13 protein-coding genes are annotated in these 13,178 nt (G+C 38.9%); 8 read left to right on the top strand and 5 right to left on the bottom strand.

The genetic code is table 11. The annotated features are described in order from the left end of the window. The first annotated feature begins 85 nt into the window (after positions 1–85). The 6 genes from ACS125_RS00480 (at position 86) to ACS125_RS00455 (ending at position 4,901) form a co-directional block, all read left to right on the top strand. Entirely contained in the window at positions 86–1,126 is a 1,041-nt protein-coding gene (locus ACS125_RS00480) for a rod shape-determining protein (RefSeq protein ID WP_004789315.1), read from the top strand. A gap of 16 nt (positions 1,127–1,142) precedes the next feature. Further along, positions 1,143–2,000, top strand: a complete 858-nt coding sequence (gene mreC, locus ACS125_RS00475; protein ID WP_004789316.1) for a rod shape-determining protein MreC — start codon at positions 1,143–1,145, stop codon at positions 1,998–2,000. After that, positions 1,987–2,478, top strand: coding sequence for a rod shape-determining protein MreD (gene mreD / locus ACS125_RS00470; protein ID WP_004789317.1), 492 nt, complete (start codon positions 1,987–1,989; stop codon positions 2,476–2,478). The genes mreC and mreD overlap by 14 nt, the downstream gene beginning before the upstream one ends. Continuing rightward, positions 2,466–3,026, top strand: coding sequence for a Maf-like protein (locus ACS125_RS00465; protein WP_238612580.1), 561 nt, complete (start codon positions 2,466–2,468; stop codon positions 3,024–3,026). Before mreD ends, ACS125_RS00465 begins: the two co-directional genes overlap by 13 nt. A gap of 107 nt (positions 3,027–3,133) precedes the next feature. Next, complete coding sequence (gene rng / locus ACS125_RS00460; protein WP_004789319.1) at positions 3,134–4,588, top strand: ribonuclease G; 1,455 nt, start codon at positions 3,134–3,136, stop codon at positions 4,586–4,588. A 139-nt stretch (positions 4,589–4,727) separates the two neighbouring features. After that, entirely contained in the window at positions 4,728–4,901 is a 174-nt protein-coding gene (locus ACS125_RS00455; protein WP_002116397.1) for a PA1571 family protein, read from the top strand. 27 nt (positions 4,902–4,928) lie between these two features. On the opposite strand, the gene ACS125_RS00450 is transcribed toward ACS125_RS00455, so the two are convergent. Together ACS125_RS00450 and ACS125_RS00445 are read right to left on the bottom strand one after the other, a co-directional pair. Next, a complete protein-coding gene (locus ACS125_RS00450; protein ID WP_005309889.1) occupies positions 4,929–6,314 on the bottom strand; it encodes a WS/DGAT/MGAT family O-acyltransferase in 1,386 nt (461 codons plus the stop codon). 171 nt (positions 6,315–6,485) lie between these two features. Beyond that, positions 6,486–7,220, bottom strand: coding sequence for a phosphoadenylyl-sulfate reductase (locus tag ACS125_RS00445; protein WP_443269988.1), 735 nt, complete (start codon positions 7,218–7,220; stop codon positions 6,486–6,488). Between the two features lie 184 nt (positions 7,221–7,404). On the opposite strand from ACS125_RS00445, the gene thrH reads away from it, so the two are divergent. Next, complete coding sequence (thrH, locus tag ACS125_RS00440; RefSeq protein ID WP_003655338.1) at positions 7,405–8,022, top strand: bifunctional phosphoserine phosphatase/homoserine phosphotransferase ThrH; 618 nt, start codon at positions 7,405–7,407, stop codon at positions 8,020–8,022. Positions 8,023–8,081: 59 nt separating this feature from the next. Here thrH and ACS125_RS00435 read toward each other — a convergent pair whose 3' ends face one another. Together ACS125_RS00435 and ACS125_RS00430 are read right to left on the bottom strand one after the other, a co-directional pair. Then, entirely contained in the window at positions 8,082–9,581 is a 1,500-nt protein-coding gene (locus tag ACS125_RS00435; protein ID WP_151767620.1) for an outer membrane protein transport protein, read from the bottom strand. Between the two features lie 598 nt (positions 9,582–10,179). After that, the gene (locus ACS125_RS00430) at positions 10,180–10,878 is read right to left on the bottom strand and encodes an NAD(P)H-dependent oxidoreductase (protein ID WP_443269986.1); all 699 of its coding nucleotides are present in this window, start codon (positions 10,876–10,878) and stop codon (positions 10,180–10,182) included. 156 nt (positions 10,879–11,034) lie between these two features. Here ACS125_RS00430 and ACS125_RS00425 point away from each other — a divergent pair, with 156 nt between their 5' ends. Then, positions 11,035–12,060, top strand: a complete 1,026-nt coding sequence (locus tag ACS125_RS00425) for an AraC family transcriptional regulator ligand-binding domain-containing protein (protein WP_443269984.1) — start codon at positions 11,035–11,037, stop codon at positions 12,058–12,060. A gap of 56 nt (positions 12,061–12,116) precedes the next feature. Here ACS125_RS00425 and ACS125_RS00420 read toward each other — a convergent pair whose 3' ends face one another. Further along, complete coding sequence (locus ACS125_RS00420) at positions 12,117–13,100, bottom strand: fatty acid desaturase family protein (protein ID WP_443269982.1); 984 nt, start codon at positions 13,098–13,100, stop codon at positions 12,117–12,119. Positions 13,101–13,178 lie beyond the last annotated feature (78 nt).

Here is a 13,178-nt window from a genome sequence, read left to right as displayed (position 1 = left end):
ATAAGCGATTGACTTGTTCAAATCATCACATTTAGTTTAAAGTTGCCACCTTGCATCCACATGAAAGTTTAACTGAGAACGAACCGTGATTCTAAAACGACTAATTGGCTTGTTTTCGCCGGATCTAGCCATTGATTTAGGTACAGCAAATACACTTATTTATGCACCAGGCCGCGGCATTATATTAAATGAACCAACAGTTGTGGCAATTCGTCACAGTGGTTCACAAAAAATTGTTGCTGCTGTAGGTCTAGATGCTAAGCAAATGCTGGGCCGTACGCCTGCGAATATTTCTGCAATTCGTCCAATGAAAGACGGTGTAATTGCGGATTTTGAAGTGACTGAAACCATGTTGAATCAGTTTATTGGTAAAGTTCACGAAAAACGTTTGTTCCCACCTGCACCTCGTGTAGTTGTATGTGTACCATGTAAATCAACTTTGGTCGAGCGTCGTGCGATTCGCGAAGCAGTATTTAATGCTGGTGCCCGTGATGTTCGTCTCATTGAAGAACCTATGGCTGCTGCAATTGGCGCAGGTATGCCAGTTGAACAAGCATGTGGTTCTATGGTTGTGGATGTTGGTGGTGGTACAACTGAAATTGCAATTATTTCATTGCAAGGTTGTGTCTATGCTGACTCTTTACGCATCGGTGGCGATGTTTTTGATGAGCAAATCATCAATTATGTTCGTAAAGCTCACGGTTGTGTAATTGGTGAAACCACCGCTGAAATTATTAAAAAAGAAGTAGGTATGGCTGTTTCTGATGGCACAACATTAGAAATAGAAGTACGTGGTCGTAACCTTGCAGAAGGTGTGCCTCGCGCAATTACTGTAACTTCTGACGAAATTACTCAAGCAATCTCTGATCCATTACAAAATATTGTAAGCGCAGTAAAATCTGCACTTGAGCAAACGCCTCCAGAACTTTCTTCTGATATTGCCGAGCGCGGTATTGTGTTGACAGGTGGTGGTGCATTACTTCGTAACCTCGATAAATTATTAGCTCAAGAAACTGGTTTACCAGTTGTGGTTGCTGAGGATCCTCTTACTTGCGTGACCCGTGGTGGTGGTAAAGTATTGGAATTCTTTGACAACCCGAACCATGACATGCTTTTTGTTGGTTAAGTTTAAGGATTAGGCGGTGCAACCGAATATTTTTTCAAGACAGCCGCCATCTTTCCGCTCGTTCATTATTGCGGTCATTACATGCTTGGTTGTGCTGTTTTTTGATTGGCGCATGCCGTATGTAATTCAGCCAGCAAGGGATGTCTTGTACGCTGCATATAACCCAATTTATGCATTGGCCAGTTATCCAGTACTGTCGAGAGAATGGCTGAATCAACAAACAAAATCTGAAGCACAACTGCGTCGTGAAAATACTGCGATGCAGGCTGAGCTTTTACAAGCTCAGGTTCGTTTACAGAAGCTTTCTGAACTGTCCGCTGAAAACACCCGTTTGCGAGGTCTTCTTGATACTCCATTAATTATTGATGGACGTATGGAGATCGCTGAAGTAATTGGGACAGATGCAGACCCATTACGTCATATCATTATTGTTAACCGTGGATCTATGGACCATCTTAAGGTCGGTCAAACGGTTCTGGATGATAAAGGAATTATGGGACAGATCATTAATGTATATCCTCATAGCTCACGTGTAATGTTGTTATCAGATAAAGAACATTCACTTTCAGTACGTCTTGAACGCACTGGAATGCGGGCGATTGTTTCTGGTACTGGTGATTTGGGTCGTTTGAAAATGGAATATGTCCCGACGAGTGCGAATATTCAAGTGGGTGATAAAGTGTTTAGCTCAGGTTTGGGTGAACATTTCCCAGCAGGGTACGCAGTGGGTACAGTTGCCAAAATAAGACGTCATAATTCGGGCGAGTTTGCAGAAATTGATGTTACACCAGCCGCACAATTAGCAACAGGTCATCATGTGGTCGTACTTTTCTCTGATTCTTTAGCGAAGGAGCAACCATATGCCGATCGCTAAATTAAAACGAGAAAAACGAAACGATCCATTATGGGGAATTATCCTCTCTGTAATTGTCGGCTCAGTGCTCATGGTCTACCCGCTATCCTACGATATTTCAGGTTGGCGCCCATTATTCATGTTAATGATTATGCTATTTTGGGTAGTATGTCAGCCAACATGGTGTGGGGTCTGGTTTGCATTTGGAATGGGAATTTTTACAGACCTTTTGCTTGATGCGCCTTTAGGCCTTAATGCTTTAAGTTTTGTAATTGTGACTTTTCTTACCCGTTTTTTAATTCGCGAGCGCCGTATTTTAACCTTTGGTAATTTATGGACAATTGCAACTCTGGTCATTATTGCTCATTTAGCGTTTATGTGGGTAACGCAGACCATGGGTGGAATTCATTTTTCGATTGCTAGACATTGGCAACCATTGATGACAAGTATCATCACTTGGCCAATCGTCTATTATTGTTTAGCAAAATGGCGCATATAGTCTTAGCATCTAGCTCTCCTCGTCGGAAGGAGCTATTGCAGCAACTGGGTTTAGATTTTGAAATCTATAGTCCAGATATTGACGAGTCCGTTCATGAAAATGAGCTGGTTCACCATTATGTTGAACGATTAGCTAGAGAAAAAGCACAAACTGTATTGAAGCTTTTTCCAGACGCAATAGTAATTGCTGCCGATACAAGTCTTGGGCTTGATGGCCAAATTATTGGTAAGCCAGAATCGAAAAATCATGCCTTTGAAATCTGGAAACAGTTATCTGGACGTTGGCATGATGTGTTTTCTGGATTATGTATTGCTACGCAACAAAAAATGTTAAGTCAGGTAGTGCAAACTCAAGTTGAGTTTCAGCCTCTGACTACACAAGATATGGAAGATTATTGGACTACAGGTGAGCCTGTGGGGAAGGCCGGTGGATATGCAATTCAAGGGATTGCTTCTCAATATATTCCCCAAATTCAAGGAAGTTATAGTAATGTGGTAGGACTTCCTTTATACGAATTTGCACAGTTATTAAAAAGAGTAAAGACATAAGAGGTTGTTATTATTCTTAATTGAATAGCATTGTCGATAAACACTAGGCAAAGTTAACAGCTTCTCTGACTCTTTAATAAAAATTTTATAATGCTTTGAGTTTATGTATGTCAGAAGAATTACTTATTAATGTCACGCCTATGGAGTGTCGGGTGGCATTAATCGAAAATGGAACTGTTAATGAGCTGTATGTTGAACGTACAGTCAAACGTGGTCTAGTCGGCAATATTTACAAGGGTAAAGTCGTGCGGGTGCTTCCGGGCATGCAAGCTGCCTTCGTTGATATTGGTTTGTCTCGAACAGCCTTTTTACATATCAATGATATGGTTTGGCCTCGTTCACAGCCTACCCCAAATGTTTTTGAACTCTTACATCCCGGGCAAACGCTTACTGTCCAGGTAATGAAAGATATGTTGGGAACAAAAGGCGCACGTTTGAGTACTGACCTTTCAATCCCTTCTCGTTATCTGGTTCTCATGCCATATGGAAATCATATTGGTGTATCTCAGCGTATTGAGTCTGAAGAAGAACGAGAGCGACTACGTAATATTATTGAAGGTATTCAATCTGAACATAATTTGCCGGGTAGTGTGATTGTACGCACAGCTGCTGAAGGCGTAGATGAGGCAGAAATTGCACAGGATATGTGCTATCTGAGTAAATTATGGGAATACATTCAACGTAAACAAATTGATGTTGCTGTCCCTTCCTTAATTTTTGAAGAGCTTCCATTACCTCAACGTATTATTCGAGATTTGGCTAGCGACGAAACTGCAAAGATTTATGTCGATTCGAGAGAAATTCACGCCAAGCTTCTTGAGTTTGTTGAAGAATTTGTCCCGAATATGCAGAGTCGACTCATTCATTATCCGGGTGAGCGACCACTATTTGATCTTTATAATGTCGAAGAAGATATTCAAAAAGCCTTACAAACCCGCGTAGCTTTGAAGTCAGGTGGTTATCTGATGATCGATCAGACTGAAGCCATGACAACGATTGATGTTAATACGGGTTCATATGTCGGTGGTCGTAGTCTTGAAGACACCGTTTTTAAAACCAATATGGAAGCGACTCAAGTGATTGCGCGTCAACTTAGACTGCGTAATTTGGGTGGTATTCTCATTATTGATTTTATTGACATGCAAGAGGCAATTCACCGTGAAGAGGTGATGCGTCAGTTTGAAAAAATGCTTGAGCGCGATCATGCCAAGACCAAAATTACTCAAGTGTCAGAACTTGGGCTGGTCGAAATGACGCGTAAACGAACACGTGAATCGTTAGAACATTTGCTATGTGAGTCATGTCCAACCTGTCAAGGACGTGGTTTTGTCAAAACAGCAGAGACAGTGTGTTACGAAATATTTCGTGAGATATTACGATATACGCGTGCATTTGAGTCAACGAGTGGCTTTACTGTTGTTGCTCATCCTTCTGTGATTGATCGATTGTTAACAGCAGAAGCGCCAGCAGTGGCAGATTTAGAGCATTTCATCAACCGTGTCATTAAATTTCAGGTCGAAAATTTATATACGCAAGAGCAATACGATATCATTTTAAGTTAAAGTTGTAACAAGATATCGCTTAATCCTTGTTACAACTGAAATTTTACTTTCATTCATGAATTTTAAATACTACTTACATACAGTAGCCGTAGACGTTCTCCCTATTTAACGTCTTAGCAAACAATAAGAGGTATAACCCATGAATGTAAGTGAAAACTTAATTAGCAACGGTCTTAAACATGTTTTAGAAAGCACGCCAGTAAATAGCTGCTATATGTTGAATGACCAAGGTAAAGAAGTACCGATCACAACTGCAATGATTCGTTCAGTATGTCATCAGTTGCTTAACCAGTGCCGCACAATCAAAAAATAAGGGGCCAATTTAAAGCCCCTTAGTTTTCTAACTTGCTGAATGATGTTTCAGTTGCTTCTCTGCAATAATTTCTTCAAACCGTTGAATCTCATCTTCTAAGTGAGTCAAAAGGTTTTGCATTTTTGGCAAAGCATTTCGACAAGCTGTTAATCCAACTTCAAGCTTATCTAAATAACTTGTCATGGTAATGTTTAGTGCTTGTCCATCCATGACAATTGAAGCAGGGTAGAGAGCATCTAATTTCGCGCCATTCCAATAAAGCGGCTCACGTGGTCCTGGTACATTGGAAATGACTAAATTGAACGCCTGACGCTTAGGAAGCATTCCTGACATGATGTTTAATCCTGCCGGACCATAAACAACCGCACTATAGTTTAAAATTTCATTCGCAGTCATACGGCTAAAGCGTTGCTTTGAATTTTGCATGCTGCGACGAATAATTTCTAGACGTTCTAACGGTTGGTCTTTATGAGTTCCTAAATTTGCCAGAATCATGGTAATTCGGTTACTCATATCAGAATCATCGGTGCGTAATGAAGCTGGCACCATGGCAATAAGTGGTTTTTTAGGTAAGCTATTTTGACTAATCAAATATTCACGTAAAGCACCAGAACATACTGCGAGTACAACATCATTAATTGTTACGCCTAACACTTTTGAAATCTTTCTAAGACGACTCAGTTCAAATGATTGGGCTGCAAAACGACGTGAAGCACTCACTCTTTGGTTCAAAATCGACACTGGCGCCTGAAAAGTAGAAACATAATCAGGATTTTTGCCCATTTCTTTAAATATAGTCTGAGATAGCTCTTGCATGACTTTAGGAGCGATATCGAGTTGAGACTTAATACCTCCTAAAATACTCTTAATCTTACTGGTACTTGGAGTCGGTACTTTTAGTCGTTTAGTTCTTTTGCTCTCAACACACCATAAAGGAACAACATGTTTTTCTTCTGGTGTCTTTGATAGAGATTTTTCAATCAAACGCATACCTGCAACGCCATCGACCATTGCATGATGGATTTTAAAATACATGGCAAAACGATTGCCTTCGATTCCTTCAATAATGTCACAAGTCCAAAGAGGCTTTGCACGATCAATTAATGAACTATGTTGCTGTGAAATATAAACCAGAAGTTCACGAATACGGCCAGGATGAGGCAGAGCAATGTGGCGAAAGTGATGATCGATATCGAACTCTTCATCTTCATCCCAAAATAAGCCGTTTAAACGGTTATTGAAGGGTGGGATAGGAATGCTTTTTGAGCGTTTAATATCTTCAACTAAATCATGTACAAAAGTTTCAGGTGCATTTTCAGGAATTTCAAATAAAAACAATCCACCGACATGCATGGGTTGCTGTCTTTTTTCAAGTGACAGAAAAATGAAATCAATTGGATGTAATGGACGCATAAATCATTGTGCCTCATGCATTTTTCTAAGAAGCCCTTATCTGAGCTCTTATTAGAATTATAGAACCGTAAAATTAAGTATATAGCGTTTAGAGTAGATAAAATATGACTTTGTGTACGGAACATGACATAAAAAAAACCACTGATTTAGCAGTGGTTTTTTGATAACAAATTACTTTTTCATATTACCTGCGTGTAATCCACACTCTTTTTGAGTCGCTTCTTCCCACCACCAGCGCCCTTCACGCTCATGTTGGTTTGGTAATACAGCACGTGTACATGGTTCACAGCCAATAGAAACAAAACCACGTTCGTGAAGAGGGTTATATGGAATCTCCATCATACGGATGTAGCTCCATACTTCAGCACTTGTCCAGTTTGCTAAAGGATTATATTTAATGAGTTGCTTACCTGGACCAGAGAAACCTGCATCAGCTTGTACGACTGGAATTTCTGTACGCGTACCAGGGCTTTGATCTTTACGTTGACCCGTAATCCAACCGTCTAAAGTCGCAAGTTTTTTACGTAAAGGCTGAACTTTACGGATACTACAACATTCCTGATGCCCATCTGTAAAAAAGCTGAATAAACCTTTTTCGTTGACCATACTTTGGACAGCTTCAGATTCAGGGAAACAAATTTCGATATTAATATTGTAGTGTTTACGGACAGTCTCAATAAATTGATAAGTTTCGGCATGTAGGCGACCAGTGTCGAGACTAAACACACGGAACGGCTTACCTAAACGTGAAGCAATATCAATTAAAACAACATCTTCTGCTCCCGAAAACGAAATCGCAATTTCACCTTGTTGGCTTAGGGCAAGTTCTAAAATTTCTCGAGGACTTTTGGTTGCATACTCAGCAGCAAGAGCATCTACGATATCAATAGTCGGAATAACGGTCATGTGTGTTCCTGGCAAAAGGCTTGGGCGCATTGATTTATGAAAAATATTCTAAAGGATAGTTGATAAAGTGCTTAGCACTTTAATTTCGAACCTTATGAATAAAATTGATTTGATCAATAACAACGCAAAACTGAAAATCTTAATGGTATGATACAGCAATTTTTAACCAACGTTGGAAGCATTCATGGAAATCGTATGCCTAGATCTTGAAGGGGTTTTAGTTCCTGAAATCTGGATCAATTTCGCTAAAAAAACAGGGATCAAAGAACTCGAAGCAACAACTCGTGATATTCCGGATTATGATGTTTTAATGACTCAGCGCCTTAATATCTTAAAACAACACGGTTTAGGCTTAAATGACATTCAAGAAGTCATTGCCGAGATGGGGCCATTACCTGGTGCAAAAGAATTTGTTGAATGGGTGAGCACACATTTCCAACTTGTAATCTTGTCAGATACGTTTTATGAGTTTGCACATCCATTAATGAAGCAATTAGGATGGCCAACAATTTTCTGTCATAAATTAGAGACAGATGAAGAAGGAATGATCACGGCTTATAAATTGCGTCAACCTGATCAAAAACGTGAATCTGTTAAAGCACTACATGGTTTAAATTTCCGCGTAATCGCAGCTGGTGATTCTTATAATGATACAACCATGTTGGGTGAAGCTGACCACGGTTTCTTATTTGATGCACCTGCAAACGTGATTGCTGAGTTCCCACAGTTTCCAGCTATCCACGGATATGATGCGTTAAAAGAAGCAATTCGTTCAGTTTCAAAACGTAGCATTCCAGCATAAGAGATAAATAATAAAAAAGGCGCTTTAAGCGCCTTTTTTATATGAATGAGTTTTGAAACTTAGAATTTATAGCCAAGTTTTAAACCATAAGCGATTGCGTTGTTGTCAGAGAACTCCGCAACATATTCATCACCACCAGCTTGTGCGCCAGTTTGAGCCTTAGCATCGCCTAACCAGAAGTATTTTACGCCGCCAGCAATAAACGTTTGTGGGGTAGGACTATATTGAAGACCTAAACCTACGTTCCAGTAACCTTCTGTTGGACCTAGAGTTGTGATTGGGTCACCTGCACCAGAGTCCCAACCTACAGAAACGTTACCAGCCCATTTGTCATTAAGTTTGCGGCCAACACCTGTAGTCACTGTCCATTGGTCATCTGAATAGCTAACTAAATCAAAACCATTTGGACGGTTGACAATCGGGCCTACAACTTTTGATAGTTGTCCAAATTTGTATGGTTGAACAGAGAAATCTTTCCAGTTCACCCAACGTATGTTAGCAAAGGCAACAGTGTCAGCCATGATTCCCGTTTGGAAATCAAAGTTAACTGATTGAGGTGTAGTAATTGTGGTATCTGCTGAGCTATTTTTAATTGCTTCACCAGCTGCAGCTTGTCCTAATAATGAAAGAGCAGGAAGTGTAGGCAAGTTTTCGCGAATATTGACATCATGGTCAATTTCAGAGCGATAAGTTAAAGATGCTTTTAATGCAATTTCAGGAATTTGATAAGCGAAACCTGCTAACCAACCTGCACCACCTGTTTCTTTAATATCTGCGTCATAGCCATTGTAGATACTGTAAGCTTGACCACGGAGGTTGATGTTTCCTTTAATGGTTTGATATACACCACCCGCATAGAAGTTCCAATTTTGATTTGGTTGAAAACCAAAAACCATTGCAAGGTTCTGGGTATCAACTTTAACCTTGGTAGCACCTTTACCAAGCAAACCATTGACTTGAGCTAGACCGGCGTCAACCTTTGCAGCAACACCTTGTTTAACACCTGCATCGATAACAGCTTTAGTAGTTGCATCATTATTATAAGCATTTAAAGTTGCAGCAAATTGTGCTTTTCCAGCAGCAGAGGTTAAGTCAACACCTTGAGCTTGCAGCGCGGCACCTACACGTTGGTCGGCAGTTAATCCATTAAATGTTGTATCAATAGTGTTGGTACGAAGATCATCTAATGCAGCTTGCGCTAAAATAGTATTAGAAGAGTCTGAAACAAATACATTTTTTCCAGAATATTCAGCATCTGCGCCAAATGGTTGATCGTATAGTATACCAAATGAGAATTTATCATTAAGTTGCAGTTTTAATGCAGCATTTGGGAAATAATAATCATTACCCATATCACCAATATCACGGCGTGTTGCACTTGTACCAGCTTCTTTACCCGCTACATCTGGGTCTAAAACAGAAATACCAGCTTCAAAGTAATTATTAGGCTGCAAAAATGCAGACATTGATTGTCCAGAGCGATCCAATGCTGCTGCAAAAACCCCAGTTGCAGGCAGCGTTGCTAAAATCATTGCAGTGCTCAGATGTTTTAATTTCATTTTAATCTTTCCTTGAACTTCAAGACATTTTTTTAAAAGTAACAGAGTTAAACCGTTTAAACTGTGTTGCCTTCAAAGCTTCTAATTACAACTTATAAAAGCTTTGATAACTCCATGTAACAAAAATAGCATAATTACAATAAGAGTAAATCTGTTATATGAACTGAAGAGTACTCACTTTTTATACAAATGGTGCCAATAATAAATGAAATATGAAGGAATATTTTCATTAGTAAATTATTTTAATTGATTGATATTTATATTTTTAATCTATTAGTAAAGATGTTGGTTTTAGTGACATTTTTGTCACAAATCCAAGAAAAATGGTCAAAGATTTTTTTGTAAAAATATGAATTAATCGATTATGAAATGAGTAATAGTTGTCATTTTTAGTTGATAAGTCTAGTTTCTCTACATCTGTATATTATTGATTAACTTTTATATTCTTAATTTTATAAAAAAGTTTAGCTTAATTTTTTTACCGTTTGATCTATTTTTTGAACGTATTTGGATTTCTTTTTGAAAGTTATGAGCAAGAAAATAACCGAAAATAATAAGCTAAATTCGGCTATTTAATTTTTAGAGCTTAAACACAGCATTAGAGTGGATATAATTTTTCATCAAATTGCTCAAGCTTAGGAAATTTTAGTGGTTCAAGCTGGTCCAAGTGAGAGAGATAAATCTCATAGTCTTCGAGAAGGGTTTCTCGTACTTCTTGGCTAATATAAGGTACGTGATAAGCAATGAATGGTGGTAAAACTTCAAAACCGACATATGCCAAAGTACCACGTTGAATCGGTGATAAATAATTTTCAATTGGGCCGTGAATTGAGTTCTCTCCAAACATGTGTGTTCTACCACCGAGTGTTAAGCATAACATCGCTTTTTTTCCAGACATTCCCCCATGGTTATAAAACCGCTTACCCCCATAAAAAAGTCCAGAGACGAAAACACGATCAATCCAGCCCTTTAAAATTGCTGGAACAGATGTCCAATAAAGGGGGAAATTTAAAATAACTAAATCAGCTTTTTTTACTTTTTCAATTTCTGCTTGAATATCAGGAGCTAGAAGTTGATTTTTGCTGGCATTTCTTTGTTCGAGAGCATAGTTAAAATAATCAGGTTGGTTAAGCTCTAGAAAATCCTCTTTGGATGCAATAGGGTTAAATTGCATTGCATATAAATCTGAAACCTCTACTGTGTGCCCCAGTTTTTCTAAGGTTTGCTTGCCTGTACTTTTTAGAGCAGTGGTAAAAGACTGTGGTTCTGGATGAGCATGGACAATCAGAATGTTCATAAGGCGACCTGTATTCTTTTCAGAAATTGTGCTGTCTCGTGCAATTCAGCAGATTTTGTTTTGAATAACTATGCATCAATTTAAAAGCATGGCATAGTTCATGAACTGACAATTTTTACCATTTCACGCCATTTTATTTTGCTCATTGGGTGGCTCATGAATCCAGAATTACCCGGAACTTATATTAACTTATTAGTCGAGACTGTTAAGCGATGGGGTGTCTCTGGTGAGCAGCTTTTAGATGGAAGTGGAATAACCTTAGACCAATTAAAAAAGCCCTACTGGTATGTTGAGTTCAACATCTTAAATGAGCTTATTGAACGTGCCGTTGAGTTATGCAAAGAGCCAGCATTAGCTGGGTATTTAGCTTTAAACATGACAGCTTCATGTTATGGTTCAGTCGGAATGGCCGCCATAGTTTCTCCAAATTTAGGGGAAGCGCTGAAAATTCTTGAACAGTTCATTGGCTCACGTTGTAAGGTTTTTAAACCAGAATTAAAACAAGACGATAATGATGCATGTTGGTCAATTCATCAGCCCGTCAATGCATTTCAGTTGAGTCCAAATGCCAACATTTTTTTGTTAGTTGGTTTTGTTCAAATTGCAAAAAAATTAACAGGACTTTCTCATTTAGGAAAAGTTGAATTACAAATACCAGAACCGATAGGTTTTTCCCAAATAAGTCATCAACTGGCGGTCACTTGTTTATTTAATCAAAAGTGTAATCGTTGGATATTTCCAAAAGAGTATTTAGCACAGCCTGTATTAACGGCGGATCTAATGCTAGCGCCGTTGTTAAATGCACAATGCAAGCGGGATATAGATAAATTAAAATTAAAAAGTGGCTGGAAAGGGCGAGTTAAACAAGTTGTTGAAAAATTGCTTTTGAATGGGGAGATTGAGGCATTGAAAGTTGGGCAAGTTGCTCAAATCATGAATATGTCAGAGCGAACCCTGCAACGCTATTTAGCTCTTGATCACACTAGTTTTACCTTTTTGGTGGACTCACTTAAAAAAGAGCATGCTCAGAAACTTTTAGTTCAAAATAGCATGTCGATTGAAAAAGTGGCTTTCATGCTGGGTTATGCCGAAACTTCTCACTTCACTCGTGCGTTTAAGCGTTGGATGGGGGTTACTCCTAAATATTTCCAAACTAAACATAAGATGGATGATTTAAATTAAAAGGCCATAAATTTAATTTCATGGCCTTTCATTGATCATTTGAATTATTAAGTAGATTATTCTGGCTTAGATGAGAGTGATTCAATCACTTCAAAATAACTAGGGGGTGACGGAACATGACCGCGGTCTCTTAATAGTCGATGCATGCGCGGCAGTTTGAAATAGGGTACCGAAGCCATTAAGTGGTGTTCCATGTGGTAATTGACATGAATAGGTGCCACAAAGCTTCTAGCAATCCAACCTGCGCGTGTCGTGCGTGTATTGGTTAAGGCTGTATTACTCGTTTGCATGCCTGCATGTTCGGCCATTGAGCGAATTCTTAAAAATAATGGAAATGGTGTTAAATACGCTAAAGGCCATAACCAATAAAAACGTTGCTGCCCAAACGCCTTTAAAACACCATAAAGAGCAACATTTGTTGCAATGGCGCCGCTACTGTTTTTGATAAGACTTTTGGCATAGTCAACGAAATCTTTATTGCTTCGATCTAACCAGACTTGATCATTTGCAACGGTCCATTTCATTAAATCGAGATCCATTAACACTCGACCAAAGCTAAACTTTAACCCTGTCATACCCGTTAAGTCGCGTAAGAATTTACGAGTAAGAGATTTTTTACTTACTGGAAAACCAGAAACTAAAGAAAGGTCAGGGTCATCTGGAGTAGAGGTTTTTGCATGATGACGGACATGGTGTACGCGGTATTTTTGTAGATCATTCCAGATTGGACGGGCGCATAGCCATTCACCGACAAAGTCATTTATTTTCTTACTTTTAAATAGGCTTTTATGCGATGCATCATGCATCAAAATTGCTAGACATAACTGGCGACCCGCCAATATGGCCAAAGCTAGCATACAAGCAAGTAATTTGCCCCAGCTAGGTAAGTAATCCCACATCATGATTAAACTGGCAAATGTTCCACCAATAACGGCCCATGTGCTTGCAACAGCCCAAGCGCCGTATGCATCTGAGGGTTTTGTGAGTTCCTGTATTTCTTCTCTGCTAAAGAGATCGGTCACACTGACTTGTGCATTCATTTTTATTCTCCCAAATCAGATTTTGGTATCCATATTTTATATTACTAATATAATCATAAAATTTTAAAAAGTGTAATA

This window comes from Acinetobacter sp. PFS20, from assembly GCF_052261015.1.
In the GTDB taxonomy this organism is placed as follows: Bacteria; Pseudomonadota; Gammaproteobacteria; order Pseudomonadales; family Moraxellaceae; genus Acinetobacter.
Note: the sequence above shows the minus strand (reverse complement) of the source record. Positions and strands in the feature narration are given on the sequence as shown.

Coding starts and splice junctions, on each gene's coding strand:
- ACS125_RS00450 (WP_005309889.1), bottom strand. CDS start 6,314: ATGCGTCCATTACATCCAATTGATTTCATTTTTCTGTCACTTGAAAAA.
- ACS125_RS00465 (WP_238612580.1), top strand. CDS start 2,466: ATGGCGCATATAGTCTTAGCATCTAGCTCTCCTCGTCGGAAGGAGCTA.
- mreD (WP_004789317.1), top strand. CDS start 1,987: ATGCCGATCGCTAAATTAAAACGAGAAAAACGAAACGATCCATTATGG.
- ACS125_RS00435 (WP_151767620.1), bottom strand. CDS start 9,581: ATGAAATTAAAACATCTGAGCACTGCAATGATTTTAGCAACGCTGCCT.
- rng (WP_004789319.1), top strand. CDS start 3,134: ATGTCAGAAGAATTACTTATTAATGTCACGCCTATGGAGTGTCGGGTG.
- ACS125_RS00430 (WP_443269986.1), bottom strand. CDS start 10,878: ATGAACATTCTGATTGTCCATGCTCATCCAGAACCACAGTCTTTTACC.
- ACS125_RS00445 (WP_443269988.1), bottom strand. CDS start 7,220: ATGACCGTTATTCCGACTATTGATATCGTAGATGCTCTTGCTGCTGAG.
- ACS125_RS00425 (WP_443269984.1), top strand. CDS start 11,035: ATGAATCCAGAATTACCCGGAACTTATATTAACTTATTAGTCGAGACT.
- ACS125_RS00455 (WP_002116397.1), top strand. CDS start 4,728: ATGAATGTAAGTGAAAACTTAATTAGCAACGGTCTTAAACATGTTTTA.
- ACS125_RS00420 (WP_443269982.1), bottom strand. CDS start 13,100: ATGAATGCACAAGTCAGTGTGACCGATCTCTTTAGCAGAGAAGAAATA.
- thrH (WP_003655338.1), top strand. CDS start 7,405: ATGGAAATCGTATGCCTAGATCTTGAAGGGGTTTTAGTTCCTGAAATC.